At 45.6% G+C, this 23,949-nt stretch carries 23 protein-coding genes; all 23 read right to left on the reverse strand.

All coding sequences use genetic code 11. The features are described 5' to 3' along the window. Positions 1 to 31 precede the first annotated feature (31 nt). Positions 32 to 1,027: a glycosyltransferase family 9 protein gene (locus AC0MXB_RS07845; RefSeq protein WP_474039102.1), complete on the reverse strand. Its 996-nt coding sequence runs from the start codon at positions 1,025 to 1,027 to the stop codon at positions 32 to 34. Positions 1,028 to 1,031: 4 nt separating this feature from the next. After that, complete coding sequence (locus AC0MXB_RS07850; protein WP_474039103.1) at positions 1,032 to 2,051, reverse strand: glycosyltransferase family 9 protein; 1,020 nt, start codon at positions 2,049 to 2,051, stop codon at positions 1,032 to 1,034. After that, positions 2,027 to 3,082, reverse strand: a complete 1,056-nt coding sequence (locus AC0MXB_RS07855) for a glycosyltransferase family 9 protein (protein WP_474039104.1) — start codon at positions 3,080 to 3,082, stop codon at positions 2,027 to 2,029. Before AC0MXB_RS07855 ends, AC0MXB_RS07850 begins: the two co-directional genes overlap by 25 nt. A 25-nt stretch (positions 3,083 to 3,107) precedes the next feature. Then, positions 3,108 to 4,121 carry a glycosyltransferase family 9 protein gene (locus tag AC0MXB_RS07860; RefSeq protein WP_474039105.1) on the reverse strand — a complete coding sequence of 338 codons (1,014 nt, stop codon included), beginning with the start codon at positions 4,119 to 4,121 and terminating at the stop codon, positions 3,108 to 3,110. A 28-nt stretch (positions 4,122 to 4,149) separates the two neighbouring features. Further along, the gene (gene gmhB, locus AC0MXB_RS07865; RefSeq protein ID WP_474039106.1) at positions 4,150 to 4,677 is read right to left on the reverse strand and encodes a D-glycero-beta-D-manno-heptose 1,7-bisphosphate 7-phosphatase; all 528 of its coding nucleotides are present in this window, start codon (positions 4,675 to 4,677) and stop codon (positions 4,150 to 4,152) included. Then, on the reverse strand, positions 4,671 to 5,642 hold the full coding sequence (gene rfaD, locus AC0MXB_RS07870; protein WP_474039107.1) for an ADP-glyceromanno-heptose 6-epimerase: 972 nt from the start codon (positions 5,640 to 5,642) through the stop codon (positions 4,671 to 4,673). Before rfaD ends, gmhB begins: the two co-directional genes overlap by 7 nt. Then, entirely contained in the window at positions 5,639 to 6,652 is a 1,014-nt protein-coding gene (gene rfaE1 / locus AC0MXB_RS07875) for a D-glycero-beta-D-manno-heptose-7-phosphate kinase (RefSeq protein WP_474039108.1), read from the reverse strand. Before rfaE1 ends, rfaD begins: the two co-directional genes overlap by 4 nt. After that, positions 6,639 to 7,202: a D-sedoheptulose 7-phosphate isomerase gene (locus AC0MXB_RS07880; RefSeq protein WP_474039109.1), complete on the reverse strand. Its 564-nt coding sequence runs from the start codon at positions 7,200 to 7,202 to the stop codon at positions 6,639 to 6,641. The genes rfaE1 and AC0MXB_RS07880 overlap by 14 nt, the downstream gene beginning before the upstream one ends. Next, on the reverse strand, positions 7,192 to 8,382 hold the full coding sequence (locus tag AC0MXB_RS07885; RefSeq protein ID WP_474039110.1) for a glycosyltransferase: 1,191 nt from the start codon (positions 8,380 to 8,382) through the stop codon (positions 7,192 to 7,194). The genes AC0MXB_RS07880 and AC0MXB_RS07885 overlap by 11 nt, the downstream gene beginning before the upstream one ends. Before the next feature lie 2 nt (positions 8,383 to 8,384). Further along, the gene (locus AC0MXB_RS07890; protein WP_474039111.1) at positions 8,385 to 9,137 is read right to left on the reverse strand and encodes a glycosyltransferase family 2 protein; all 753 of its coding nucleotides are present in this window, start codon (positions 9,135 to 9,137) and stop codon (positions 8,385 to 8,387) included. Beyond that, positions 9,134 to 10,192, reverse strand: coding sequence for a lipopolysaccharide heptosyltransferase II (waaF, locus tag AC0MXB_RS07895; RefSeq protein WP_474039112.1), 1,059 nt, complete (start codon positions 10,190 to 10,192; stop codon positions 9,134 to 9,136). Before waaF ends, AC0MXB_RS07890 begins: the two co-directional genes overlap by 4 nt. Further along, entirely contained in the window at positions 10,189 to 11,244 is a 1,056-nt protein-coding gene (locus AC0MXB_RS07900; protein ID WP_474039113.1) for a glycosyltransferase family 9 protein, read from the reverse strand. Before AC0MXB_RS07900 ends, waaF begins: the two co-directional genes overlap by 4 nt. Position 11,245: 1 nt before the next feature. Further along, positions 11,246 to 11,719 carry a D-glycero-beta-D-manno-heptose 1-phosphate adenylyltransferase gene (gene rfaE2, locus AC0MXB_RS07905; protein WP_474039114.1) on the reverse strand — a complete coding sequence of 158 codons (474 nt, stop codon included), beginning with the start codon at positions 11,717 to 11,719 and terminating at the stop codon, positions 11,246 to 11,248. Further along, positions 11,706 to 12,749, reverse strand: a complete 1,044-nt coding sequence (locus AC0MXB_RS07910) for a bifunctional heptose 7-phosphate kinase/heptose 1-phosphate adenyltransferase (RefSeq protein WP_474039115.1) — start codon at positions 12,747 to 12,749, stop codon at positions 11,706 to 11,708. Before AC0MXB_RS07910 ends, rfaE2 begins: the two co-directional genes overlap by 14 nt. Positions 12,750 to 12,780: 31 nt before the next feature. Next, positions 12,781 to 14,439 carry an LptA/OstA family protein gene (locus AC0MXB_RS07915; RefSeq protein WP_474039116.1) on the reverse strand — a complete coding sequence of 553 codons (1,659 nt, stop codon included), beginning with the start codon at positions 14,437 to 14,439 and terminating at the stop codon, positions 12,781 to 12,783. Positions 14,440 to 14,661: 222 nt separating this feature from the next. Continuing rightward, positions 14,662 to 15,588, reverse strand: coding sequence for a hypothetical protein (locus AC0MXB_RS07920; protein WP_474039117.1), 927 nt, complete (start codon positions 15,586 to 15,588; stop codon positions 14,662 to 14,664). 102 nt (positions 15,589 to 15,690) lie between these two features. Next, positions 15,691 to 16,677 carry a porin gene (locus tag AC0MXB_RS07925; RefSeq protein ID WP_474039118.1) on the reverse strand — a complete coding sequence of 329 codons (987 nt, stop codon included), beginning with the start codon at positions 16,675 to 16,677 and terminating at the stop codon, positions 15,691 to 15,693. 301 nt (positions 16,678 to 16,978) lie between these two features. Further along, a complete protein-coding gene (locus AC0MXB_RS07930; protein ID WP_474039119.1) occupies positions 16,979 to 17,869 on the reverse strand; it encodes an LPP20 family lipoprotein in 891 nt (296 codons plus the stop codon). Between the two features lie 148 nt (positions 17,870 to 18,017). Continuing rightward, positions 18,018 to 19,334, reverse strand: a complete 1,317-nt coding sequence (locus tag AC0MXB_RS07935; protein ID WP_474039120.1) for an S-layer homology domain-containing protein — start codon at positions 19,332 to 19,334, stop codon at positions 18,018 to 18,020. A 155-nt stretch (positions 19,335 to 19,489) separates the two neighbouring features. Then, complete coding sequence (locus AC0MXB_RS07940; RefSeq protein ID WP_474039121.1) at positions 19,490 to 19,891, reverse strand: RuvC family protein; 402 nt, start codon at positions 19,889 to 19,891, stop codon at positions 19,490 to 19,492. A 228-nt stretch (positions 19,892 to 20,119) separates the two neighbouring features. Further along, entirely contained in the window at positions 20,120 to 21,283 is a 1,164-nt protein-coding gene (locus AC0MXB_RS07945) for an S-layer homology domain-containing protein (RefSeq protein WP_474039122.1), read from the reverse strand. 492 nt (positions 21,284 to 21,775) lie between these two features. Then, positions 21,776 to 22,597 (reverse strand): undecaprenyl-diphosphate phosphatase, encoded by an 822-nt coding sequence (locus AC0MXB_RS07950; RefSeq protein WP_474039123.1) that lies wholly within the window; start codon positions 22,595 to 22,597, stop codon positions 21,776 to 21,778. 67 nt (positions 22,598 to 22,664) lie between these two features. After that, the gene (locus AC0MXB_RS07955; RefSeq protein WP_474039124.1) at positions 22,665 to 23,945 is read right to left on the reverse strand and encodes a DUF3084 domain-containing protein; all 1,281 of its coding nucleotides are present in this window, start codon (positions 23,943 to 23,945) and stop codon (positions 22,665 to 22,667) included. Between the last annotated feature and the right edge of the window lie 4 nt (positions 23,946 to 23,949).

The raw sequence follows: 23,949 nt of genomic DNA on the forward strand, positions 1-23,949 counted from the left end.
CTGCTTAGCTAATTCAGTTACTGCAGCAACGCTAACGCAGCAAAGCTTCTATTTGCTCGATTACCATCTCTGGCGTAATGCGGCGCAGACAAAGCTTATCATAAGGGCAATTGCCATCAGGTGTCGCGCAAAAATCCATGCGTGGCAAGCTTTCATCGCGACAGTCCACTGCAGCTCTTACCACGCGGCACTGTTTATAAGCGGCCCAACGCGTCGGCGAGGTTTTGCCATACAAAGCCAAAATTGGCGTCTGTGTTGTTGCTGCCAAATGCAGCGCAAAAGTACAGCCGCAAAGCATCAGCCGCGCTCGCGAGATTATATAGGCAGACTGTTGCGGCGATAACCCTTGTAGATAAAGAGCCCCCGGAAACTTAGCTGCTTTAGTTGATAGTTCATTACCGCCGATCAGGACCGTTCGATAACCAGCTCTAGCCATAGCCGCAATCACGGCATTATAAGACTCTTCCGGCCAATCTTTATAGTAATCGAGCGAATAAGGCGCCATGGTAATCAACGGTGTTTGTGCCGCTATTCCAGCTTTTGCTAAGGAGGCTTCTACAGCCTTCTGCTCACTACTAGTGCAAGAGCCTAAAAACAGTTCTGTCTTATCAACGCGATCGATTCCCATGAGTCGTGTCAAATCAAAATAACACTCTGACTGATAGCGCTGGCCATCTTCTCGTTTGGGTATATGCTGAGTCAAAAAACGTTTTCGCTTTTCGCCAAACCCCAGTCGTTCTTTCACTTGCGCCAACCACATAAGCTGTCTAGTCCGGCTCGTATTGTCAAAGAGAAAGGCGGCGTCAGCGCGCCAGACGCTACGCAGTATAGGCAAAACGGAATCTCCCTTGCGATAACCGATCACTTGGTCAGCATCAGGATTCCCCTTAAAGAGGAAAGCTGCCGCTGGCGCGACTAAAACGACAGTGCGGCTATTCGGATAAGTTTCCTTGATCGCTCTAAGTACTGGCGTCATAAGCAGCGTGTCGCCCAGACCGCCCAAATAACTGACAACAAACTTGTTCACTGTTTTATCCTTTCTCACTTGCCTGCCACTGTTTCTGACAGGCAGCAAAAACTTCTGCCACAGTAATATTGTTCATGCATTGCTGATACACTGCATGGGAACATTCAAAGCCAATCGCATCACAAGGCGTACAGGCAAGCGGATGCTCTACCAGAATCGTCCGGTTCTTTGGCGCCCAATGTTTGGAGGAAGTGGCGCCATAGAGAGCGACAATGGGCACTTTTGTTGCTGCGGCAATATGAATCGGGCCACTACAATGGCCAATCAAGAACCGCGAGCGGCGAAAAATCTCCGCCATTTCCGTTAACTTTGTACGACCAAGCCAATTTTCGACGCCCCTTAGGCCTGCCGCCCGCTCGGCATCGCCCTTGGAGCCAAGCAGCAGAATGCGACAGTCATAGGCCGCTTTAAGTCGATCAATCAACTCTTGCAGTTTGACCAAAGGCCAGTTTTTCGCATTAGCGGAACTAAAGGGGACGATGGAAATCACGGGCATCTCTGGCGTAATTTGGCTAGCGGCAAACAATTCGTCTACTTTGGCCAAATCAGCTGGAGTCGCTGGCGAAACATCCAATTCCGTGAAATCCCCTTGCAGCGTTAAGCCGAGACTGCGTTCAATAATTCCGGCATAATTGTAAGTTTCGTACATGTCTTCCTGTTCTATGGCTCTAGCTACAGGCCGATTGAGAAAGAAGCCGCGTTTATGGCGCAGTCCCGCTCGAACTGGAATCATCGCTAAAAAGGCCATGAGAGCGCTTCGATAGGTAAAATCAATGCAAATAGCCAAGTCATAGCGCCAAATTTGTTTTACAATGCTCCAAGTGCTGTCCTGATCTCGTTCATACGTAATAATTTCGTCAATATAGTCAAGACCTGTTAATAGATCATATACATTCGTTCCTACAAGCAGCGCAATATGGCTCTTAGGATAACGCTCTTTCAACGCTTTCAAGATGGGGGTTGATAAAACAACATCGCCGATCCCGGCTCGGTTTGTAACTAGGATTTTTTGCGGTCCAGCCATTGGCATGCTCCTTCGTAGATTTCATCCACGGAAATCCCTGTTAAACAACGTTTTTCATAAAGACAGCCATCTTCCGGCACTTGACAGGGACAGCAGGGAACGTCGTTATGGTAAGTTATCACTTGATCCGATAAAGGCTTCCAGCGCGGCGGCGGATAGCAGCCGAACATGACCTGCATCGGCACCGAAGTCGTTGCCGCCACATGAGCGGCGCCCGTGTCAACAGTAACAAATAAATCAGACGCATCAAGCAGCGCTGCTAAATCGATTAGACTGGTCTTGCCGCAAAAATTATGAATTGGCACAGCCGAAAGGGCAATGACCGAATCAGCATAGGCTTTGTCACCAGGAGCGCCAATAATATAGAAATTAGCATCATAACGTTTGTTTAATTTTTCTACGAGACGAGCAAAGTATTCTTTCGGCCAATTCTTTAGTTCAAAGGTTCCTTTTACACATAACGCAATCGCATACTTTTTAGGCGGCAAAGCAGCTAATAGTTCCTTAGCCTTTTGGTGATTTGCTTCGGTAAGAGAAGCCATGACAGGTTTTTCCCAGCCTTCCTGACCCGTAAACCCTTTGACAATAGCTTGAAAGGTATAAGCCTGCGGCGTTACAGCCAGATCATGGGTAATGGGAATGGTATGAGTAAAAGTCACAGTAGACCAACTGAATTTATCATCAAAGATCTTTTGACCGCCCACCCGTACCGGAATACCAGCTAGCCAAGTTAACAGACAGGAACGGGTTTTGCCGTCAAAGGCAAAACAAAGATCAAATTTTTTGCTTTTTAATTTTTTTACTTGGTCCCACAAAGAACGCAAGGATCGCTCTTTGGAACGATAGGTATATATATAGACTTCATCAATAAGGGGATTATTTTCCATAATCGGCGCTGATTCAGGCCGTACCATAGCTGTGATCCGCGCCTTGGGATAGGCTTTACGGACTAAGGCAATGGCGCTTGTCGTAAGCAATACATCACCAATATTGACCAAAGAGTAGACGAGAATATTTTGGGGAGTTTTCAATCTGCTTCGCTCCTGTCTTTCAACTTTACTTAAGTATTTCGATTGTCTTCGCCAGTACCATATCCGCCGTAATTTCGCGCATACAAGCTACTGTCGGACACTGCCGAGCCACTGCATCACTGCAGGGAGAACAAGGCATGTTTAGCGTAATGACTGAACAATGATACCGTGGCGCCCAGCGTGACGGCAAATCCTTTGAAAACATTGCAATCAGCGGCGTATTAACAGCACCGGCGATATGCATAGGCCCGCTGTCAGGTCCAATAAACAACGCTGCTCGCCGAATGAGCGCAACCATTTCTAATATAGAAGTTTTACCGACAAGGCTTTTTACATCAAGTCCGGCAGCGGCCTCCGCCTTGCCTGGCGGTCCAATCAGTACCACTGGCAGCGAAGCGCCGTAACGGTCTTTTACTTTTTTAATAAAATCGCTCACATGTTCTAGCGGCCAGTTTCGCTCCTCCATCCCGGTAAAAGGGGCTAGGCAAATAAATGGAGTCATAGGCGAAAGTCCCACTTCTACGAGCAGCTTATCCACAGCAGCTTCGTCACGTTCCGTCGGCTGCGATATATCGTAGTGCGTCATATCGCCATCCAGCGTAATATCAAGCGCTTCCGAAAAAATCAGGGCATTCGTGACCGCAGCATAATCAGGTGTTTCCAGGACATGGCGGCGAAGCTCCTTCGTAAAATAGCGATTCAAGGAATGGCCTGGCTTAGGAATGCCGATCCGCCGTTTGACGCCGAACAGATAGGAAGCAACAAGTAGTTGCGGCTGCCAATCCGTAAAGATCACATAGTCCTGCTGCAACAGAACAGGTAACAAACGCAAACGGCCAAAGAGCTTTTTGCGCTGAATTGTGACAACCTTATCAATATAAGACAGACCGCTCAGAACGTCTTTATGCGGCTGATTCGTCATAAAAGTAATCTGGCAGCTCGGATACATTTCCTTGATACGGCGCAGAGCTGGTGTAAACATGAGCAGATCGCCCAAACCAGCGCAGCTGCTAATTAAGATTTTCTTGCCATTTAACAATCGCTTCGCCTCCTTCCGTCATTTTAGGTCAAAAAGTAGGATTCATCGTGATGTGTGTCTTCACAAAGTCATAGAGATTGCCGTTATGTTCGGCGGCTTTAAAGAAATATCCCGTAACCCCGGCATTCGCGGCGGCTTCCATATCGCTTTGTTTATCACCAATCATAAAAGAGTTCGCCCTATCTAGCCCCAAATCTGCGGTAGCTTGTAGCAGCATACCCGGTTGCGGTTTGCGACAATTACAGTCCTCTCGATAACGAGCTACTTCTCCTTGAACGTGATGGGGGCAATAATAGAAAGCATCAATATGAGCCTGCTGCTTGGCCAGTTCTTCATTCATCCAGGCGTGAAGCTTCTTAACGTCTGCTTCTTCATAATAAGCGCGAGCAATACCGCTTTGATTTGTCACAACAATTACAGCATAGCCTAGTTCATTACAGCGCCGGATCGTTTCGATCGCGCCTGGCATCCACACAAATTCTTCCTGCTTATAGACATAGCCTTTATCAATATTCAATACGCCGTCGCGGTCAAAAAAAGCGGCCTTTCTTAGCATAATTCGTAGTATCCCTCATTCTGATCAAGTTGCTTCACATAGTCAGCGACAGCCGCTTCCAGTGAAGTAAATTCTTCCGTATAACCAGCAGCTCGCAAATTTGCCAAATCCGCTTGGGTATAACACTGGTATTTTCCTTTTAAGGAATCGGGGAAAGGAATATATTCGATGCGACCACGCTGTTGCGTTGCCATAACAGCTTTAGCCATATCATTAAAGGAACGGGCGCGGCCTGTACCGCAGTTGTAAATTCCGCTCGTCAGTTTTTGCTCATAGAACGAAAGATTAACTTTCACAACATCTTTCACATAGACAAAATCGCGGCGCTGCTCACCATTTTCATAACCGCCGTAAGCAGAAAAGAGACGTACTGTGTCACCTTGCTTCAGTTGATTGTAGAAATGGAAAGCCGTCGAGGCCATCTTGCCTTTGTGATTTTCTTGCGGTCCAAAAACATTAAAATATTTTAAGCCAACGATCTGACTCGTCGCTGACGGCATAACTTGACGGACATAGCGATCAAAGAGCAGTTTCGAAAAAGCGTAGGTGTTCAGAGCGCCTTCACAGACATCGCCTTCCGTAAAGCCTTTCGCACCACTACCATACGTAGAAGCTGACGACGCATAAAAGAAGGGAATATTGCGATGCATCGCATATTGCAACAGCGTCTTACTATACTCGTAATTATTGGCCATCATATAGTTGGCATTATACTCCATCGTATCAGAGCAAGCGCCTTGATGAAAAATCGCCTCTACGGGTTCATCACCCCAGCGTCCCTGTTTAATTGATTCCAGAAAATCCTCTTTATGCATATAATCATGAAACCGAATTCCAATTAAATTTTTATATTTTTCACTCTGTCCGAGGTTGTCAACAATAATAATATCGTGGCAGCCTTTTTCATTCAAGCCTTTGACTAAATTGCTGCCGATAAATCCGGCACCGCCTGTTACAATAATCATTTTACTTCCTCCTTTACTTCAACTGCCTGCTGCAAAGCTGCAACGAACTCTCGTTGGGAAATCGCATAAGTTCCCACTTTGCCGACAACAACGCCTGCTGCTAGATTGGCCGCATAAGCCGCTTCATAGAGTGGCAAATTGCCGGCCAGAGCAGCGCCGAATACGGCGATTACCGTGTCACCTGCCCCTGAGACATCAAAGACTTCCTGGGCTAGTGTAGGAATGTGAAAGACCGTAGCTTCGCCCGCATAGCTTAAACCATGCTCAGAACGTGTCGCAATGACTGCGCCGAGGGAAAATCGTTTGCGCAAAGTCTGCGCGGCTTTCAGCACCTCGCCATCTTCATTGGCCACTTTTTTCTTCAGTGCTTCGCCCACTTCTTTCAAATTCGGCGTAATATAAGACGCCCCTTGATACTTTTGCCACTTGTCGCCTTTTGGGTCAACAATGACGGGTACGTTCCCCTCACTCGCTATGCGTATGACCTGACGGCAGAGCCGCGGCGTACACAAGCCTTTACCATAATCAGAAAGAATGATTACAGCTGCGCCTTGGTCCAGGCTTTGTTGTACTTTTTCCAGTATTTTATCTTCCAAGCGCCGAGAGATCGGCGCTGTTTCTTCAAAGTCAATTCGCATCATCTGCTGATGTCCGCCAATCACACGCAGCTTTGTCGTGGTAGGACGGCTGCTTTCGACTAAGCTGTCTGTATGCATCCCGCTGGCCGCCATAAGTTCTGTCAAAGCGCCACGAGCCTCATCGGCCCCAACAAGTCCGACTAGATCGACCTGACAGCCCAAGCGACGTAAATTATGCGCTACATTGCCAGCGCCGCCTAATACGCCAGTCTGTTTTAAAACACGCGTTACCGGCACTGGCGCTTCTGGCGAAATCCGTTTTACTTCGCCAAAGTAATACCGATCCAGCATAATATCGCCGAGAACAAGAATCCGACTCTTACGAATCGTCTGACCAAAATAGTCTAAAAGCATTTCTTTATGGGCAATCATGACACACCTCATCAATATGCTGGCAAAGAATATGGCCGATTAAAATATGAGCTTCCTGGACGCGTGCGGTTACTGGCGCTGGTACAGCCAGACATAAATCAGCGCAGCCAGCCAGCTTGCCGCCGCCTTGACCAGTAAGCGCCAGTGTCCGAGCGCCACGCCGCTTTGCTTCTTCCATGGCGCGCACAATACTCGGGCTGTTGCCTGAAGTAGAGATGCCAATTACGAGATCATTCTTCTGCACAAAAGCCTGTACCTGCCGCAGAAAAATAGCGTCATAGCCGTAGTCATTACCGACAGCTGTTAAGATAGAGGTATCCGTTGTAAAAGCGACGGCAGGTAATGGGTTTCTTTCTACCTGAAATCGGCCGACAAATTCAGCGGCAATATGCTGACTGTCAGCGGCACTACCGCCATTTCCCATTAAATAAATCCGCTGACCGCACTTAATCGTTTCGCTGCACATCCGAGCAGCTGTGGCAATATCTGACTCTAACGCTTTCAATTTTTCAATCGTCGCCAGATGTTCTTCTATCACTTCACGAATCATGTCGCATACGCTCCTTTGTCGTCTCTGTTAAAATTTGCACTACTCCTTGCACAAAACGATTCGGTGCAAAGTCAACAGCAGCCCGCTCTAATTCCTCAGTATAGGTAGATTCTTGTTCGTCAAAGGTATTTACAAATTCCGTCAAGGCTTGTTTTAGCGCTGCAGGATCCGTCGCATCAAAGGCTAAACCAATCTCATAGCTATCAAGCACCTCTGGATTAATATCATCCGATAACAACACCGGCCTTTGAAAACCAATCGCCGTAAAGAGCATGCCGCCCCAATGATAACGGTAACGCGGCGCAGCATAGGGCATAACAAGAGCGTCAATGGCCAAAATGGCTTCTTGCCACTCACGGCCGAATAAGCCTTTATGAATAAACTGAAATTCTTTATAGCTGCCATATTTAGCAATCAGTCGATCAAAATCGTCTCGGTCCGCCGGATCGACTGTAGCGCCTTGAATCACGCACTTGACGGACCTGGTAAAGCGGCAGTCCAAAAAGAGCTGCAAAAAAGCTTCCAGATTCTTCTCGCGACGATACTGGCCAAAAAAGCCCAGAATCAATTCGTCTTGCCCCGTGGCGCCTTTCGCCTTTTGCCGCGCCGCCGCTGCTTCAATGGCCAGATCGCGCGGCTTATAGGTCGGTGGCTTGATTGTTTGGATCTGTTTATTAGCAGCCGGAAACAGACGTCCGCCGCAGTGAATTACAGCCACTTGGATCTGGGGCTGCGCCACGAAAGCACTGAGCGCGGCCTTGACCTTCGGCTTTTCCGTCGGATTGATGCCATGCATGACAAAGAGCACTGGCACAGGCGAATTCTTCAAGGGACTGCGCTTTAATCCTTTGAGATAGCGATATGTCGAGGTAGGAATGATGATCGCATCAAATTTTCCAGCCGCCGCTTCCCGATACAGCTGCGTAAACCACTGATAACGACGATATTCTCTCACAAGGCTGAGCCAATTCTTTTTAAGACCCGTCACGCCGGCATAAGAAACGCCGCACCCCTGTAAGTAATGAATCGGAATTGTATAGTCATGCTGAAAGGGGAATTTTTCCGGTACATATAAGATCGGCTCGTGGCCGCAAGCAACGAGTTCTTCTATTAAAAGACGGTCAAAATCCACTTCGTGGCCGCCTGTCGTAATAATCGATTCAAACACAGCGATTCTCATAACTATTTCTCCTGCTCTTCGGCCAGACTGTCTAGCTTCACATATTTCGCCATCGTATAGGTCAGATGAAACGAAGCTAAAATAAAGCCGATCTTCCCATCACGCCAGCCGCCTTGTAAGAGATACATCTTCACAAAAGCAAATAAGGGCCGAGCCACGATATCGCGCCAAAACGAACAGCGCTTGCCCTTACCATAATTTTTTTCAGCAGCAAGCCGCGTGTAGTTGTTCAGTTTGTTAAAGTACTGTTCCCAACTGCTATAGGTATAATGAATAATATGGTTCTTGAGTTTGCGTGACTGATACGGATGGATGAATTGGGGATGAACAAAGCCTTCCACATGAAAATCTTCGCGCGGCATTAAATGAAAGCCATAGTCAGGATACCAGCCGCCATGATAAAGGGGCTTGCCCATGGCATGATTCAGCCTTGGTACGAGATAGGCATATTTTTCATTTCTGTCAACAGCGGTTCTCACTTCCTCAGCCAAAGGCGCAGGAATCCGTTCATCGGCATCAAGGAAAAAAATCCAATCGGTCTTCGCTTGTTCAATCGCGTAAGTTTGCTGGGCGCCCCAGTTGCCGTTCATACTATGCTGATAGATTGTCGCCCCTAGCTGTTTCGCTAGTTCTACAGTCCGATCCGTGCTGAAATCGTCGATGACAATGACCTCGTCGGCAAACAAGGCGCTTTGAATACAAGCTTCAATATTTTTCTCTTCATTCTTTGCTAATATAATAACAGATACACTCATAGAGTCGCTCCATTTCGCAACTGTTCTCGGGCTGCAGCAATAACAGCCGCCGCATCATGGTTCATACACTGCTGCTCGCGGCATTCGCCCTTTCCCCAACAGGGAGAACAGTCCTCGTGTCGATAAAAAACTCGGTCTCTTGGCCCGCGCGGTCCCCAGATAGCAGGATCGGTCGGACCAAATAAAGCTAGTACGGGCGTCCCTACAGCCTGCGCTAAGTGAAGCGGTCCCGTATCGACTGTGACAAGCAGTTGGCACTGTTCTAAGAGAGCAGCCAGTTCTCCAAGCGAAAGGCTTCCCGCCAAAGCTAACGCTTTATCACCGCTTGCCGCTACTAGTGCTGCCAAGGCTGGCGCTTCTTTATGGCCGCCAAGCAGTAAAACCTCATGATCTTTTGCTAAATCAGCAATGACAGACAAATAGCCTGCCTCATCCCAACTCTTTCGAGCATAACTTCCAACCGGGCATAAAGCAATGATGGGTTTTACCGGCTTAGAGGTCGCCGGAAACAGGTCAGGATATTTTTCTGCCAGACTGGTCCTATCTTCAGGTCGTACAGCAAGTTTTAAGGCAGTATCAAGCGGTGCTTTCGGCGCGCTAATTCCTAATGGTTGCAGCAAATCGAGGTAATTTTCCGTTTCATGACGCACAAGCGGCCGCTGAGCGCTCACCGTCTGCGTTAAAAATACCCCAGCATGTTGCGCATCATAGCCAATACGCTGCGGAATGCGCGCCGCCCAAGCTAACATCGCGCCGCGGGCGGCAAAATTCGTCGAAATTGCCAAGTCATAGTGGCGGCTTTTTACAGTTTGAATCAGTTTCATTAGCTCAAGCCACGCTTTATGTTTGCCCCGCTTATCATAGACAAGCGTTTCCGTTACATACGGGTGACGCGATGCAATTGGTTCGGTCAAAGGAATGACCATACAGTCAATTTGCGCGGCAGGATAGGCCTCATGCAAAGCCGTAATCAAAGGCGATGACAACAATACATCACCAATAAAAGCGAGATTTATGACTAGAATGCGCTGAGCCTGGTTCGGCATAGAAATCATGCTTTTCCCTCCCTGCCCTGCGCCAGGAGAATACGAAAGGATTCCATCACAGCCTCTGGCGATATTTGCGCCAGACAATCTAAGCGCTTGGGGCAGCTACGCTGCCAACAGCCAGCGCAATCTAAAGCGATGACATGGGTCCGATGGCCTGCGCCATAGGGACCGTTTCGGTTGGTATCAGTCGGTCCGAACAAACCGATGACTGGCGTACCAAGACCCGCTGCTAAATGCATCGGCCCAGTGTCGCCCCCTAAAAAAACACGCGCTTTTAAAATCAGCGCTGCCAATTCAATTAAAGAAGTTTTCCCTGTTATATCAAAAAACGGTCGGTTGGCGAAGCTCTTTACAGCTTCTAACAGTGGCTGATCGCCAGGCCCGCCGATATAGACAGGCGCAACGCCTTGCAGCGATAACCAATCACTGACTGCCGCTAAATGTTTTGCTGGCCAACGTTTATTCGGCCAATTGGCCCCCAGCGTTAATAAAACATAAGGTGCATCTAACGAAAATCCTGCTGCTATAGCAATTTTTTCAGCCTTTTCCTGCTCTTCTGCTTTAATTTCTAAAGGAAAACGAACATTTTGCACTTTGCAGCCAATCGCTCTGGCCACATCCAGATAGCGTTCAATCACATGGCCTTGTTGATGGGCGCCGCAAACAGGACGGCTGATCAAAGAACTACCTTCGCGCATATTGCAAAATCCGAAGGCCGCTTTCGCTTTACTTAAATAAACAATTACAGCACTTTTAAAGAGCCCCTGTAGATCTAGCGCCACATCATAGGGTCTTGCCGTAAGCTTCGCTTTTAAGGGCGGAATATTACGAATAAGGCCTGGGAGACTGCGAAAATCCTTCTTAGGAAAAGAAATAATTTCATCGACATAAGGATTATGCTCAATGAGTTCACGACAGCCTGTTTCCACAACCCAAGTTAAATGACTATTAGGATAGGTCTCTTTGATCGCATAAGCTACAGGCATCGCATGAATGACATCACCGATAGCGCTCATTTTTACGACTAAAATGTTTTGCGGACGGCCTGATTCTGTCATACTACTTCCCCTGCTCTGCAATTTTAGCAATGACTCGCGTTGTAGATCGCCCTTGGACTTCCGGCACCAGGACAGTTTTTCCACCGTAGGCAGCTACAATCGTCGCTTCCGGCAGTTTATCTAAGGAGTAATCTCCGCCTTTTACATAAATGGCTGGTTTCAGTTCCGCCACAAGCGGTTCCGCCGTTTGTTCCGAGAAAATGACGACATAATCTACGGCATAAAGACCGGCCAATACTTCTGCCCGGTCCGCTTCCTGATTAATCGGCCGCGATGGGCCTTTAAGACGTTGTACCGAAGCATCGCTATTTAAACCGACGATCAAACAATCGCCCAAAGTTCTCGCTTCATTGAGATAGCGAACATGCCCGGCATGCAAAATATCAAAACAGCCGTTTGTAAATACCACTTGTTTGCCTTGTTGGCGCAGCATTTCTCCCAACTTCATTAAATGATCTCGTTCAATGACTTTCATGATTTTCGTTTCCTCCATCAGTGCTGACAATCGCCGCTTTTAATTCATCAGGTGTTGTCGTTGCAGTTCCTGATTTTCTTACTACAATTCCTGCCGCATAGTTAGCAATCCGAGCCGCTGTCGAATAGTCCGCGCCCGCCGCAATCGCCAGCATCATCGTCACAACCACTGTATCACCGGCGCCACTTACATCATAAACTTCACTTACATTCGATACAGGAATATGCGTCGACTGGCCATTAGACTCAACCAGAGTCATTCCCTGGGCCCCCTGCGTAATTAAGACACCTTTTGCCTGTAGACGACGGCACAATTCTTTAGCTGCGGCACTAAACCCGTCAGCAGCAATCTCGGCTAGGCCTAAAGCCGCCGCTGCCTCTGCCTCATTTTGTTTCACTAGCGTTACCTGCGGATAGGCGAGAATATCGTAACGGGAATCGACCATACAAGGAATATTATGTCTATTACACAAATCAATCACCGTCGTTCGGAGCTTTGACGTCACAGTCTGGCTGCCATAGTCACTGAGCACAACGGCTTCCATATTAGAAAGTTCTATTTCTATATACTGTAGCAAAGCAGCCTCTGTTTCTGGCAACAGCGGCTCCTTGCTTTCTCTGTCAATACGTACAACCTGCTGCCGCACGGTTGCCAAACCGCCAGCCATAATTCGTTGTTTACTAATGGTAGGACGGTCGCCTTCCTTGATCAGCCCCGCCGTTTCAACGCCCACGCTCTGCAACTTAGCGGTCAGCAGTTCACCAACCGTATCTTCACCAATTACACCGACAGCATAGACGTGGCCGCCAAGCGTAGCGGCATTATGCACCACATTAGCAGCGCCGCCTGGCACAACTTTCTCGCCCTTGTGTTCCAAGATGAGTACAGGCGCTTCCCGTGAAATACGCGAAATGACGCCTTCTAAATAGGAGTCGGCCACCATATCACCAATGACCATAATTTTCTTATCTTTCATCAAGTCAATCCAGCGTAATAAATCGGATTGCTTTTCTGTAGAATTCATTTGCATAACGATTCCTCTTCTTTACCAGTCACTTTTCTTACCAGCGAGCTAAGGAAACATCCCATTTCCATTCATGGCGTTTTGCTCGATACGTCAACGTAAGCTGCCAGCAATGCAGATCGCGATACCAGGTGTAATCCTGATCATATACGTGCTTATTCTTTAAGTCATAGCTTTGACTAAAGCCAATGGCATTTTTCTTATCAAACCGATAGGTAAAACCGGTATCAAGTTCGCGGCCCATATCGGCCCGATTGAATGCAAACAAACTGTTTTGGCTCTTCGTAAAGTGATAGCCCACCCAGCTATACCATTTATCATCAAAAGTATGGCCGACAGTCGCGTCATATTTAAAGTTATGAATGATTGAATTATCAACACTTTCTTTAATGAAACCTACGCCAGTTCCCATATCTAAGGTAGTTTTCGGATCTAAATGGATTTGATCTCGCGTAAAATACAAGTTATATTCTTCATGCCAGCTTGTTCGCTTAGAATCAGTCCATTTCCCATACGTGGCGTCAAAAGTATAGGTAATCGGCAGATCGCCAATGCGATGCGATTTATAGTGGAAATCATATTCTGGCCACTTTTTCACCCAGTTGGCGTCGCTGTCGCGATAGTAACCGGCCTTAGCTTCAATCCAATAATCTTTTTGGTCCCAATTAATACCACTATTATTTTTAAAGGAAAGTTTGCCGTAATAGTTTAGTTCTGTATAAGCTGTCAAATTGTCAGTAATACTGTGCGTCAACTTTTGCTTTATATGAATTCCATCACGATTACTATAACTAATAGATGGATAAGCCGTTTGTTCCGCATTCGGATCCAGGGATTGCGTATAGGTCGGCATTGTATACAGCAGAATTGACCCAATCCACACCTTGGCATTATAAGCGATCATTTTATCGCCTGGCCAAATTTCAATTTTATCAGCGCTCATATGATAATCAGGTACCTTCGCAGGGCAACGCGTCATGGTACCGTCATGTATAATAATTTCACCATTTAAGGTCAACGCTTCATGGCCTGTTACAATATCTCGGCCCACATGACCTTTAATCTGATCGAGCGTGCCTTCCTTGGTCTGATAATTATAACGAAGGCCTTCTGTATTCAGTTTCGTATTTGTTAAGGAATCACTAAATACAGCTTGACCATTTACCCAAACTTCCTGCTGTTTCGTATTCCCATTCACAAGATCTGTGGTCATCAGCTGTGTTGCCTGCAGGATATTTACATTCCCTTTAGCATAAACATCGCCATTGGCATCGTTCACATAAAGTTCATCCGCTGTAATGGTAATGGGTTCTTTCGGTTTAGCCACAGCCGCAGTCTTCTTATGTTGGCCTTTGTCAGCCTTGTCAGCCTTGTCAGCTTTATCAACTTTATTGGCTTTACTGATTGTATCGCCTTTATCAACCTTTTCAATCTGATCACCCTTGCTAACCGTACTCGCTTCTTCCGGTTTAGCAGCAACCTTGCTATCTGCCTGTGCACCTTCTGCCGTATCCGCAACCTGCGAATCGTTTACTGCGTTGTTTGACTGATTGGCTGTCGTTTCGTTCTGCACACTTTCCTGATTGACCGTCAAAGGCGCTGCCTGCAACGAATCCATAGAATGAACGCCGTAACCGCCATAAACAAGACTATAAGCTACCAAAAAACGCAACAGACGCTGCGATGATTTCTTCATAATATACTCCTCTATTCTACTCTAACAATGATCTAACCAAACCGAAGCCGTAGTCTAAATAAAAATCGATGAAGGATTTTTTCATAAACATAACTATTGTATCATGTTTCTACAGGAAAAGCTCTTTTCCTGCCGTTTTTCCTGTGGCAATCTCCGGCAGACAAGAGAAAAACCGGTCTTGGTAAAGGACCGGTTTCAAGCTGTTTCTGTCGCTTCATTGTCTTAACGAATTTTCACACCATATATGCGTGTATCCGATTTTGTTTGGATGTAAATTTCTGAACCAGCAGGCATATCATTATCTTTTCCATGAACAAAAGCACCACCAAGAATACCAATCGGTCCAAGTAAGATCATCCCAGCCATAGAAGCTCCGGCAACCTTTGCAACACTGTTTGTTTTCTCCTTGGCCTTGTCACCAAGAACCGTAGCAAGCTCCGAGCCGTCTACCGCTTCAATGGAGTTGAACTCAACCTGCAATTTTCCGTCACGTCCTAAATTTCCCGCGCGATCTACGGCTTTCACCGTGCCATGACCAACGGCCCCTTTCGTCACAATCAGTACACCGTTATCAAAAATATCTTCCGCTGCGATGAAACTTACCGTATCGCCGGGACGACTATCTTTACTGGTCAGTGGCGTCAACAACTTAATTTTAACGAGCGTATCCTGTTTCACTGCCGCCTCAGCCAAATCAATTTGCCCATCCGTAAAGGCAAGTCTCATTAATTTCGTCAGCCGCGTATCAAACGCGCCAGTAGTCGGACTGCCGGAAAGAGTCGTTTCTAGGCTTTCTAACCGCGCCTTCGCCGCATTATTAGTCACGTTATGCAACAAATTCCACTCAGCTGCATTTAACCTTAAAATAAAGGAAGGACTGCCAATCGAAGATAATTTCGTGTAGGCATAAAGACGATCAATACGCGTCATGATCGGATCTTTTTCACTAGCGCCAAAAATGTCTTTTTCTAACTTTTTCGTACGATCAATCAAGGAACCCGTCTGCTCGCTACCATAATATATATTCTCGGTAACACTAAGTTTTTCGAGCGCCGTCATATCAGAGCTTACTCCTTGAGCAAAGCCCAGAGAAGCAAAGGAAAAGCTGAGACAAATAACTAGAACCAAAGCAATAATTTTTCGATTCATAAGGATATACCCTCCTAATTCCAAATGCTTACTATTTCGGGAAGCAAAAGAAAAAATCCTGCCAATGAAGGCAGGATTTTCGTCTCTATTCTAATGGTAAGATTAGAAGTTGTAGTTAACAGTTGCACGGAAGGATTTGTCTTTAATGTTGTCATTTTTAACATTTTTAGAATCTTTATAGAATACGTTTACGTTCACAGCTTTGGTGAAAGTATGAGTATAGCTGTAGTACATGCCTTTTTCACCAGTGTCAAACGTCGTGTTACCGTTCAAATCACCATTAGCTTCGACTTTATAGTAAGTAGCGGAAGCTTTGTTTTTGTCATCAAACTGATAGCCTACGCCATATTGATAAGCTTTGTTATCATTGGAGTTGTTCGTTTTGCCATATTCAGCATAAACGTTAGCAGCACCGAAGCTATAACCAAGATTCATAGCATAAGCATTTACAGTTTGTTTATCGCCCAATTTAAAGCTGGAATCTTTATACTTGTAGTTTGCATAAGTAGCGCCAACAGTGAAGTCAGGAGTTGCAGCATAATCAACATGAGCAGCATACATTTTGTTTTTCGATGCTTGACCGTCGCCACGGCTTCTATCTTCCTGAGCAGCAACTACCTGATAGGAAAGCGCATCGGCTTTACCAGTCCAAGTTACACCATCAAGTAAGCTGTGACGGCCAAGTTTACCAGTGATATCATAGAACAGACCGCTACCAAGAATCAAATCTTGACGACCAATTTTTACTGTGCTGGTATCGCCAGTATATTGGAAACCAAATTGATTTAAACCTGCAGCAAATTCTTTATCGTTCGTATAAACATCGCTCTGGAAATCTTTACCGCCATTAGCGCCTTGTGCTGCAAACTGGCTGTAAACGCTCCAGTTTCCGCCCAAGTCACCTTTTACATTTAAGAAAACTGCTGTTTTGTTAATCCGTTTGTCGCCAGCTGCAGTAGAGCCGCTGTTGTTACGGTATTGGTAGTAAGCGTTACCGTCAACGGTAATGTCGCCAGGTGCTGCCATAGCTACCGAAGTGGAAAGTACTACGGCTGCTGCCATAGCTGATGCAAGAAGAGATTTTTTCATGTGTAAATTCCTCCCTAAATGGATTTAATTTTTGGCATTTAGTGAAGAATCTTTGTAAATTCCAAGTTAAGTGTCCACGTTTCCTTAGCTTTTTCTTTACGCCAATTCCTTACTGTCTGCCAACTTTGAAATGTCTACTAATTTTATACAATTTCAAAGTTTGATTTTAGTATAATGTTAATTTTAGATTAACGCAATAGAAAAAACGAAAAAAAGAAGCAAAAAGCAGTCATGTTTATGACTTTTTTTGCTTCCCTAGTGAAATTACCATTTTTGACTTAGCAGTCATAATAATTTTATTCTACTTTTCTAACACAACGGCTGATTTTTGAATAAAACCGCTTGCTGCGTTCGCTGCTAAAATGCGATCACCATCTTCATTGCTGATTACGATATTGCGATTATTATCGCGAAGTCCAACAGCTCTGATAACGAAAGGATTGGCGCCAGCACGAGACTGACCGTTTGCTGCTGCCTGCAAATCCTCTTCTGTAAAGGCATAGTCCGCTAAGCCACGGGAAACCTGCGTATTCGCATCAACATACTGATTCCCGTAAATTACGCGGCCTGATTGGTCAAATACTTTTGGCGCCATAACCGGATCTAAATCAAGACCTCTAGCATCGACGATCAACCCCGTGTAGTTTGCTGGCACGTCATACCGAACGCTAGGCTGCGGAATTGCTACAGGCTGTACATTTGCCGCATCAGTTACGATGCCGCTCAAGCTGTTATCGCCATACAAATTGATGGCCATAATTACTTGATAGCCGCCATTTTCCATAGGCTGTTCCTTCAAAATTCTAGCACCTTGAATTAAGGCAGAGACGCGAACGCGAACTGTATCATTGGCTGTTTGATAGTTCAAGACAGTCGACTCTGCGTCAACTTGAACACCACGAATTGTTTCTGCTAAATTACGGTAAGCATCGACAATCGCTGCCCGCCGCGCCATAATTTTCGCCTGTGCCATAGTAGAATATTGTGATGGCGCAACGCCAAAGCCCTTCACTTGAATTAGTCCCTGTCGCCAATCAATGGCGCCATTGCCTTCGGCCATCGATTCCACGCCAGGAGCAATATGGTCAAAGTCAGTAACCGTAATATTCACCGTTGTTGCCGCAAAAGCCAGCGATGAAACAGAAAGTACCATCATGCAAGCCAGGACAAGACTTACTATTTTTTTCTGCAAATAAAACGCCTCCTTGTAGTTATAAATTTGCACAGTCATTCTAACTTATTTCAAATTCGCCTAACAAATAGAAAAATCCTGCCGTTTTAGGCAGGATTTGGCGATAAAAAAAGAACTCGGGAAAATCCCGAGTTCTTTTGACCGTTTCTTAGAAGAATACTTCCAATTGGCCGATGTAGGCTTTTTTAGGAGTATTGAAGCTGCTGTAATTAGCAGTAGAGGTAGTCTTGTAGTTTTCATATTTGAAGCTCAAGACACCATTTTTGAATGGTACGTATTCAATACCATATTCCTGACCTTTAAGACCAGTAAGCGTCAAAGCACTAATTTGTTTAACGCTCATATCAGTCGTAGTGAAGTCAGCAGGATCGAAGCCAGCATCAAATTTATTGAATGCTACCCAAGTGCCCCAAGTGTTAACAGCTTTTTTGTCAGCACCTTTGTATTTCAGCTGTACCTGGTAAGCTTTAGCAGCGGAACCGTTCTGGAGGAACTTAGCATTTTTGGATTTATTTTGTGCATATTCGCCGCTCAGCGTGAAGTTCTGGAGACCAGTGTATTTCAAGCCAGCGCCCCAAGTTTTGTACCATTCATCTTTATTATCTTTCAAATAAGATGCATCAAAAGCAAGAGTGTCCGTAATCGGAGCAGTCAAACCAGCATAATTGATGTTCATGGTGTTAGTAGAGCTATTATACGGTTTGTAAGTACGACCAATACCATAGAAGGCATTAACGGAACCAAAGTTTTTGCCGATTACTAATGAATCAGGCGAAGTGTTTCCGTTAGAACCTTTGATATCAGCGATGAAGCCCTGACCCAACCATACAGGTACACGACCAACGGAGATCTGGTCTAAGCCAAGACCTTTACCAGTTGCATACAAAGATGCAAACTGCATGCTGCCGTTATCATTAGCGCTAGTACCGTCATTCAAGAGACTTTCTCTCGAATCCCACTGTAAACGACCTTTAACAGTCCAGTCGTCGTTCAAAGGAGCGGTGATGTTCAAACGCAGACGAGTTCTGCCAGTAGTATCTTTAACGTTATTGTTGGAGCCAGCAGGAGTCTGCTCCATGCGGAACCGTGCATAGCCGTCCCATTTAATGTTGCCGACTTTGTTTTCGAGGTTCGTTACACGAACGCCGAGGTTCTGCAGTTCAGTGGAATATTCAGCAGCCAATTTGTCGATCATAGCTTTCTGCTGAGCGTCAGCTTTGTCAACTTTAGCCATAGCGCGAGCAACAATAGTAGCCATTTCATAACGAGTCATGGTTTTGTCGCCTTTGAAAGTGCCATCGTTGAAACCATCAACGATACCAGCTTTTGCAAGCTGCTGTACTGCATTGTAGGACCAGTGTTTGGAAGGTACATCAGAGAAAGGATTTGCAGGAGCAGCCATTGCGGTTGCACCCACGCTAGTAGCCATAGCTACTGCAAGAGCAAGAGAAACTTTCTTTTTCATGAAGTTGTTTCCTCCTTAAGGAAATTTGTTTTTTTGAGCCTTTTCGGAGGATGCAAATGAGAGTTGCCACGTTTCCTCGCATAATTCTCCCCTTATTGACTCTAAACAATATATTCTACATGAGGAAAGTTATTCCTTCTTTCGCTAAAAAAAATTTATCTCTTTAAAAATTTTTCTGCTAAGAGCACTGCAACATAGTCATCAACAGGCACCGGCGGTACTTGAAAGGATGTAGGCAGTAAACGTCGCCAACCGCGAGGCGGTTTTTCCTGCCAATAGCGAACCCGAGCTGCTTCTGTCGTTTTATATTCATCGACTATATGAAGCGTCAGATTTTTTTCTCTACTTTGATATTTTTTGAGTTCCTCCACTCTCTCCTTGGAACTCGTTCCATTGCCAATAATTAAATCAGTAACCGAAAACTTCTCCCGCCAAGCTGCGATCACCGACAAAAAAGTCGCCGTATCAATTACTTCCTGACAAAGCACCTCACCATTTTCTCTTAGCACCGCCAGACCGCATTTTTCCCGTCCCGGATCAATTGCCAACACAACCATAGTAATCCCCGCCTCATCGTTTCTATAGCCCCATTATACCATAACCGCTCCGGTCTATTTGCTACCCAGTGACGCACTGCACCTTTGCGCCTTAGATAAGAAGTGAGTGCTTCATATTACACAAGCGGAAGTCAAGTGATAACGTTGACGCGTTGTAATATAAAGTACTCACTTCGATGAACATAGCAAAAGGCGAGGACATCCGTCCCCGCCCTTCACAAAGCGTTATTAGAATTTCACGTTCACAGCCGCACTTGTGCGATTGTTCAACTTGTTGCCGTTTTGATCTTTGAAATCTTGATATTTCACAGTCAGTGTAGCATTTTTATCAAGGTTCGTATCATATTGGTATTCCATACCTTTGAAACCGTTGAAGCCTGATGCCGGGAATTGAATGTTCGCCGGAGTTGCTTCGAGGCCCGAGAAGGAAGTAAAGGCGTTCTGGCCTACGTTACGGTAAGTGGCGCTTAAACCAATATTATTAAATTTCACGCCGAAAGCTTTTGAAGTATTGCTTTCAGAAGCTGCCGTGTTGCGATAGTATTCGGCATTAGCAGTTACGCCATCCATGATTCCAAAAGAAGTATTCACACCGTAAATGCTATTTTTTTGTGTTTGATCTTTCAAGTAATCTGCAGTGACTTTCGCACCGGCAACGTTCGTATTGTATTCAGCACCATAAACGCGATCCCAGTTAGCAATTGCCAAATTGGAGAAAGCGGTACCGCCAAAGAGTTTCAAGTCGCCGAATTTAGCCGAAGCACCATTCATTTGCGTATCAGCCAAAAATCCAGAACCAAGTTTTAAATCTTGACGACCCACTGTTGTATTAAGGCCTAAGAAGTTACCTGTTACGTTTGCTGTGTCGAGACGCATGTTGTTTGTGCCGCCGTCAGCATTCACGTTACCGCTGGATAAACGAGCATTGAATTTCAAATTATCGCTGATTTTGCCGTCAAAAGAAACACGGGCTCTGAAATCTGTAGCATCATGGGAACCTGACATTTCGCCGTAACGAACACGAGCATCGCCAGAGATTTTCACTTGATTATCAAGTTGTTTTTGCATACCATCGATTTTCACACCAAGCGTACCAAGTTCTACGCCAAATTCCAACGCCAGCTTGTCCACAATAGCTTTTTGGCTTGCTGTCATCGTTTTGTTCATAGCTTTGGCTACCATTTGAGCCATTTCATAACGAGTCACTGTTTTGTCGCCTTTGAAAGTACCATCATTATAACCAGTAACAATTCCTTCTTTGGCTAATTGATTAACAGCGCCATAAGCCCAGCTGTTTGTCGGTACATCGGCAAAAGGATTCGCAAAAACCGGTACTGCGAAAGCAACAGCCAATGCGGTAGTTACAGCTACTTTTAAGAGTCTTTTGTTCACGATTTACGTCCCCCTAAGAAATTTTGTTTTGCGAGAGACTGATCAGTCACCTTTAGACATGACGCCATAGATTTTTTGAGTTGCCATGTTTCCTCAAAAACAAACTTCGTCACTTGCCCATCAGTTCTAATCGCCTTCTCTAGTTTACATAATTCTATAAACTATTCTTATCTCCTGCTTTTATCGCCACTGTAAATTTTGGCAATATCAGCACAACACATGGGTTTTATCTGTAAAAACCCTCATGGAGATCATAACATTTTAATTTACATAATACAATTTGTATATTCAGGAAAAAGAAAAGAAAGGAAGGCGTCTGAATTCTCCGTGTCACCGCGTCAACGTTAGCACTTGACTTCCGCTTATGACACGGAGAATTCAGACGCAAAGATGGGAGGGACGGGAAAAACAGACAAAGAAAACAACCACCAAATAAAAAAAGACTGTTGTATTAAGTATCTACTTAATACAACAGCCAACAAAACTTACGCTTTAAAATAAAAAGGTTTTCAGTAAGATGAAACCGCCGAGGAGCCAGCAATAAAAGGCAAAAGGCTTCATGGCGCTAATTTCGTTCGTATGGAACCATTTCATGAGCGCCCATACGCTGATAAACGCTGCTACGCCTGATAAGGCACCGCCAATCAGTGAAATTTGAAAAAGGCCTTCCGTTTGAGTATGTAACAATTTCGGTACTTCCAACAAGGCTGCGCCGACAATAACCGGTGTTGCAAGCAGCAAGGAAAAGCGGGCTGACGCTTCATGCTTTAAGCCCATCCAAAATCCAGCGGTCATACTAGCGCCACTGCGGGAAAAGCCGGGAATTAAGGCTAGCGACTGGAAAAAACCAATAATTGCCGCTTCCCCTAGCGATAAATCTTCGATTTCCTTACGGCCTCGATTTCTTAGGCGTTCGCCCCAATAGAGCAGAAAGCCGTTGACGATCAAAAATGCCGCGGCATTGGTCACATCGCTGAACATGTGACGAATCAATTTTTCAAAGCTCAGACCAATGACTGCCGCTGGCAAGGTGCCGACAATAATTAACAACAACAGACGACGATATTTTCGATTCCCTGTAAAGAGCGATTTGATGATACTAAGCCACTCACTGCCGAAGAAGAGTAAGAGTGCTACAGCTGTACCTAGATGCAGCATAACGACAAAAGGCATGAAATGTTCTTTTAAAAATTCCGGGTCCATATTCCAGCCGAAAATATAAGGAGTTAATACGCCATGGGCTACGCTGCTCACAGGGAAAAGTTCTGTAATCCCCTGGATCAGAGCAAAAACGATGGTTTGAAAAACAGTCACTTCTGGTCTCCACCTTTTTCATTGAATTAGGAAGGGGAATCAGGCTTAGCCTAATTCCCCCCTGGGTCTATTGTGAACCGAAACTGGGCTGTACTTTAATTTCAATCTTGAGCGGTCCAGCAGAATAAATGGGTTCCACTGTCACTGCCTTCAGCTCAACTGGACCGGTATAGCGTTTTACTTTATTCACAGCCTCAAATAGCTGTGAGCCGCTAATCGTCCCGACCGTGCCTTGCAGTGGGTCAGGTAAGATGCCTTGCTTGCGAGCTTGTTCGTTCACACGCCGCAAAAAGGCCAGCACCGTTTCTTCGGCCTGTTGGGCATTCGCAATTGGTGAAATCACCTCGCTATGAACCACCGTACCAGTACTGTAAATCAGCTTGTTCGGATAAAGTTCAAAATGACCGATGACGGGTTCCCCGTACACGGTATTATCAGCCGCTACAATCCGCACAATCGCATCCTGCTCAGATTGTAGTATGGCATCAATAATCTGATTAAATTCGCCTTGAGGAATCCACAGGACTTGAACGGATGTATCAGCAATCTGCAGCTTATCAAGCATGCTTTGATTTAAATCATAAATGTCCCCCTGCAAGCTAGCTATTGTTTCTTCGCGATTTTTGCCGCCAGCAACTACAAAATTACCAATGACCTCACCAGACCGATAAATAACCGTTCCTTCACGCACAGTCTGCAGGCCCGCACGTAATTTAGCCGTAACGTCCTTAAGCTGCGTCACATCTTTTTCCAGATTGGTTTTATCTGCTTCGAGGGTTTTCATTGTTTTACCTAAAGAAACAAGCTTTGCTTCGAGTCCCTGTTTTGTCTGTTGCAAAGCTGCTATTTCACTGTGAGCCATTTGCAAATTTCCTTCGGCAGCAGTAAGTTCTTCATTGACTGCGGCAAGAGCCGCTAAAGTCTTATCGCGTTCTGCCGTCACTGCAGTAAGCTGTTCTGTCGCTGCGCTCAGTTTAGCAGCTACGTCAGCCACCTTATCGCTCATCGCACTATATTCGGCGGTCTTATCGGCTAAGGCCTGACGACTGCTTTCCAGCTCCTGTTTTTGCCTGGACACAGACGTTGATAAATCAGTTAACTGGGCTTTCAGTGCTTCCATGCCAAATAAGGCCGTCCGGACATTTTGCGATGTCAGAGCTAAAATCCCGAGAGTAGAGGCAGAAATCAAGATTCCCGTAATAATTGTTACAACAATCGAAGTATGCTTCGGCCTAAGGCCAAAAATCGAAAGTTTCTTTTTACCGACTTTTGTTCCTAGTTTATCCCCAATATAGGCAATTAAACCGCCCATAATGGCGATAATTAGTACAAGGGTAATCCCGAACATGGTA

This window comes from Pelorhabdus sp. sgz311001 (assembly GCF_055901755.1).

Coding starts and splice junctions, on each gene's coding strand:
- AC0MXB_RS07885 (WP_474039110.1), bottom strand. CDS start 8,382: ATGAGAATCGCTGTGTTTGAATCGATTATTACGACAGGCGGCCACGAA.
- rfaE1 (WP_474039108.1), bottom strand. CDS start 6,652: ATGATTGCCCATAAAGAAATGCTTTTAGACTATTTTGGTCAGACGATT.
- rfaD (WP_474039107.1), bottom strand. CDS start 5,642: ATGATTATTGTAACAGGCGGTGCCGGATTTATCGGCAGCAATTTAGTC.
- gmhB (WP_474039106.1), bottom strand. CDS start 4,677: ATGCTAAGAAAGGCCGCTTTTTTTGACCGCGACGGCGTATTGAATATT.
- AC0MXB_RS07925 (WP_474039118.1), bottom strand. CDS start 16,677: ATGAAAAAATCTCTTCTTGCATCAGCTATGGCAGCAGCCGTAGTACTT.
- AC0MXB_RS07910 (WP_474039115.1), bottom strand. CDS start 12,749: ATGCAAATGAATTCTACAGAAAAGCAATCCGATTTATTACGCTGGATT.
- AC0MXB_RS07920 (WP_474039117.1), bottom strand. CDS start 15,588: ATGAATCGAAAAATTATTGCTTTGGTTCTAGTTATTTGTCTCAGCTTT.
- AC0MXB_RS07880 (WP_474039109.1), bottom strand. CDS start 7,202: ATGATTCGTGAAGTGATAGAAGAACATCTGGCGACGATTGAAAAATTG.
- AC0MXB_RS07940 (WP_474039121.1), bottom strand. CDS start 19,891: ATGGTTGTGTTGGCAATTGATCCGGGACGGGAAAAATGCGGTCTGGCG.
- rfaE2 (WP_474039114.1), bottom strand. CDS start 11,719: ATGAAAGTCATTGAACGAGATCATTTAATGAAGTTGGGAGAAATGCTG.
- AC0MXB_RS07915 (WP_474039116.1), bottom strand. CDS start 14,439: ATGAAGAAATCATCGCAGCGTCTGTTGCGTTTTTTGGTAGCTTATAGT.
- AC0MXB_RS07900 (WP_474039113.1), bottom strand. CDS start 11,244: ATGACAGAATCAGGCCGTCCGCAAAACATTTTAGTCGTAAAAATGAGC.
- AC0MXB_RS07955 (WP_474039124.1), bottom strand. CDS start 23,945: ATGTTCGGGATTACCCTTGTACTAATTATCGCCATTATGGGCGGTTTA.
- waaF (WP_474039112.1), bottom strand. CDS start 10,192: ATGATTTCTATGCCGAACCAGGCTCAGCGCATTCTAGTCATAAATCTC.
- AC0MXB_RS07935 (WP_474039120.1), bottom strand. CDS start 19,334: ATGAAAAAGAAAGTTTCTCTTGCTCTTGCAGTAGCTATGGCTACTAGC.
- AC0MXB_RS07890 (WP_474039111.1), bottom strand. CDS start 9,137: ATGAGTGTATCTGTTATTATATTAGCAAAGAATGAAGAGAAAAATATT.
- AC0MXB_RS07850 (WP_474039103.1), bottom strand. CDS start 2,051: ATGGCTGGACCGCAAAAAATCCTAGTTACAAACCGAGCCGGGATCGGC.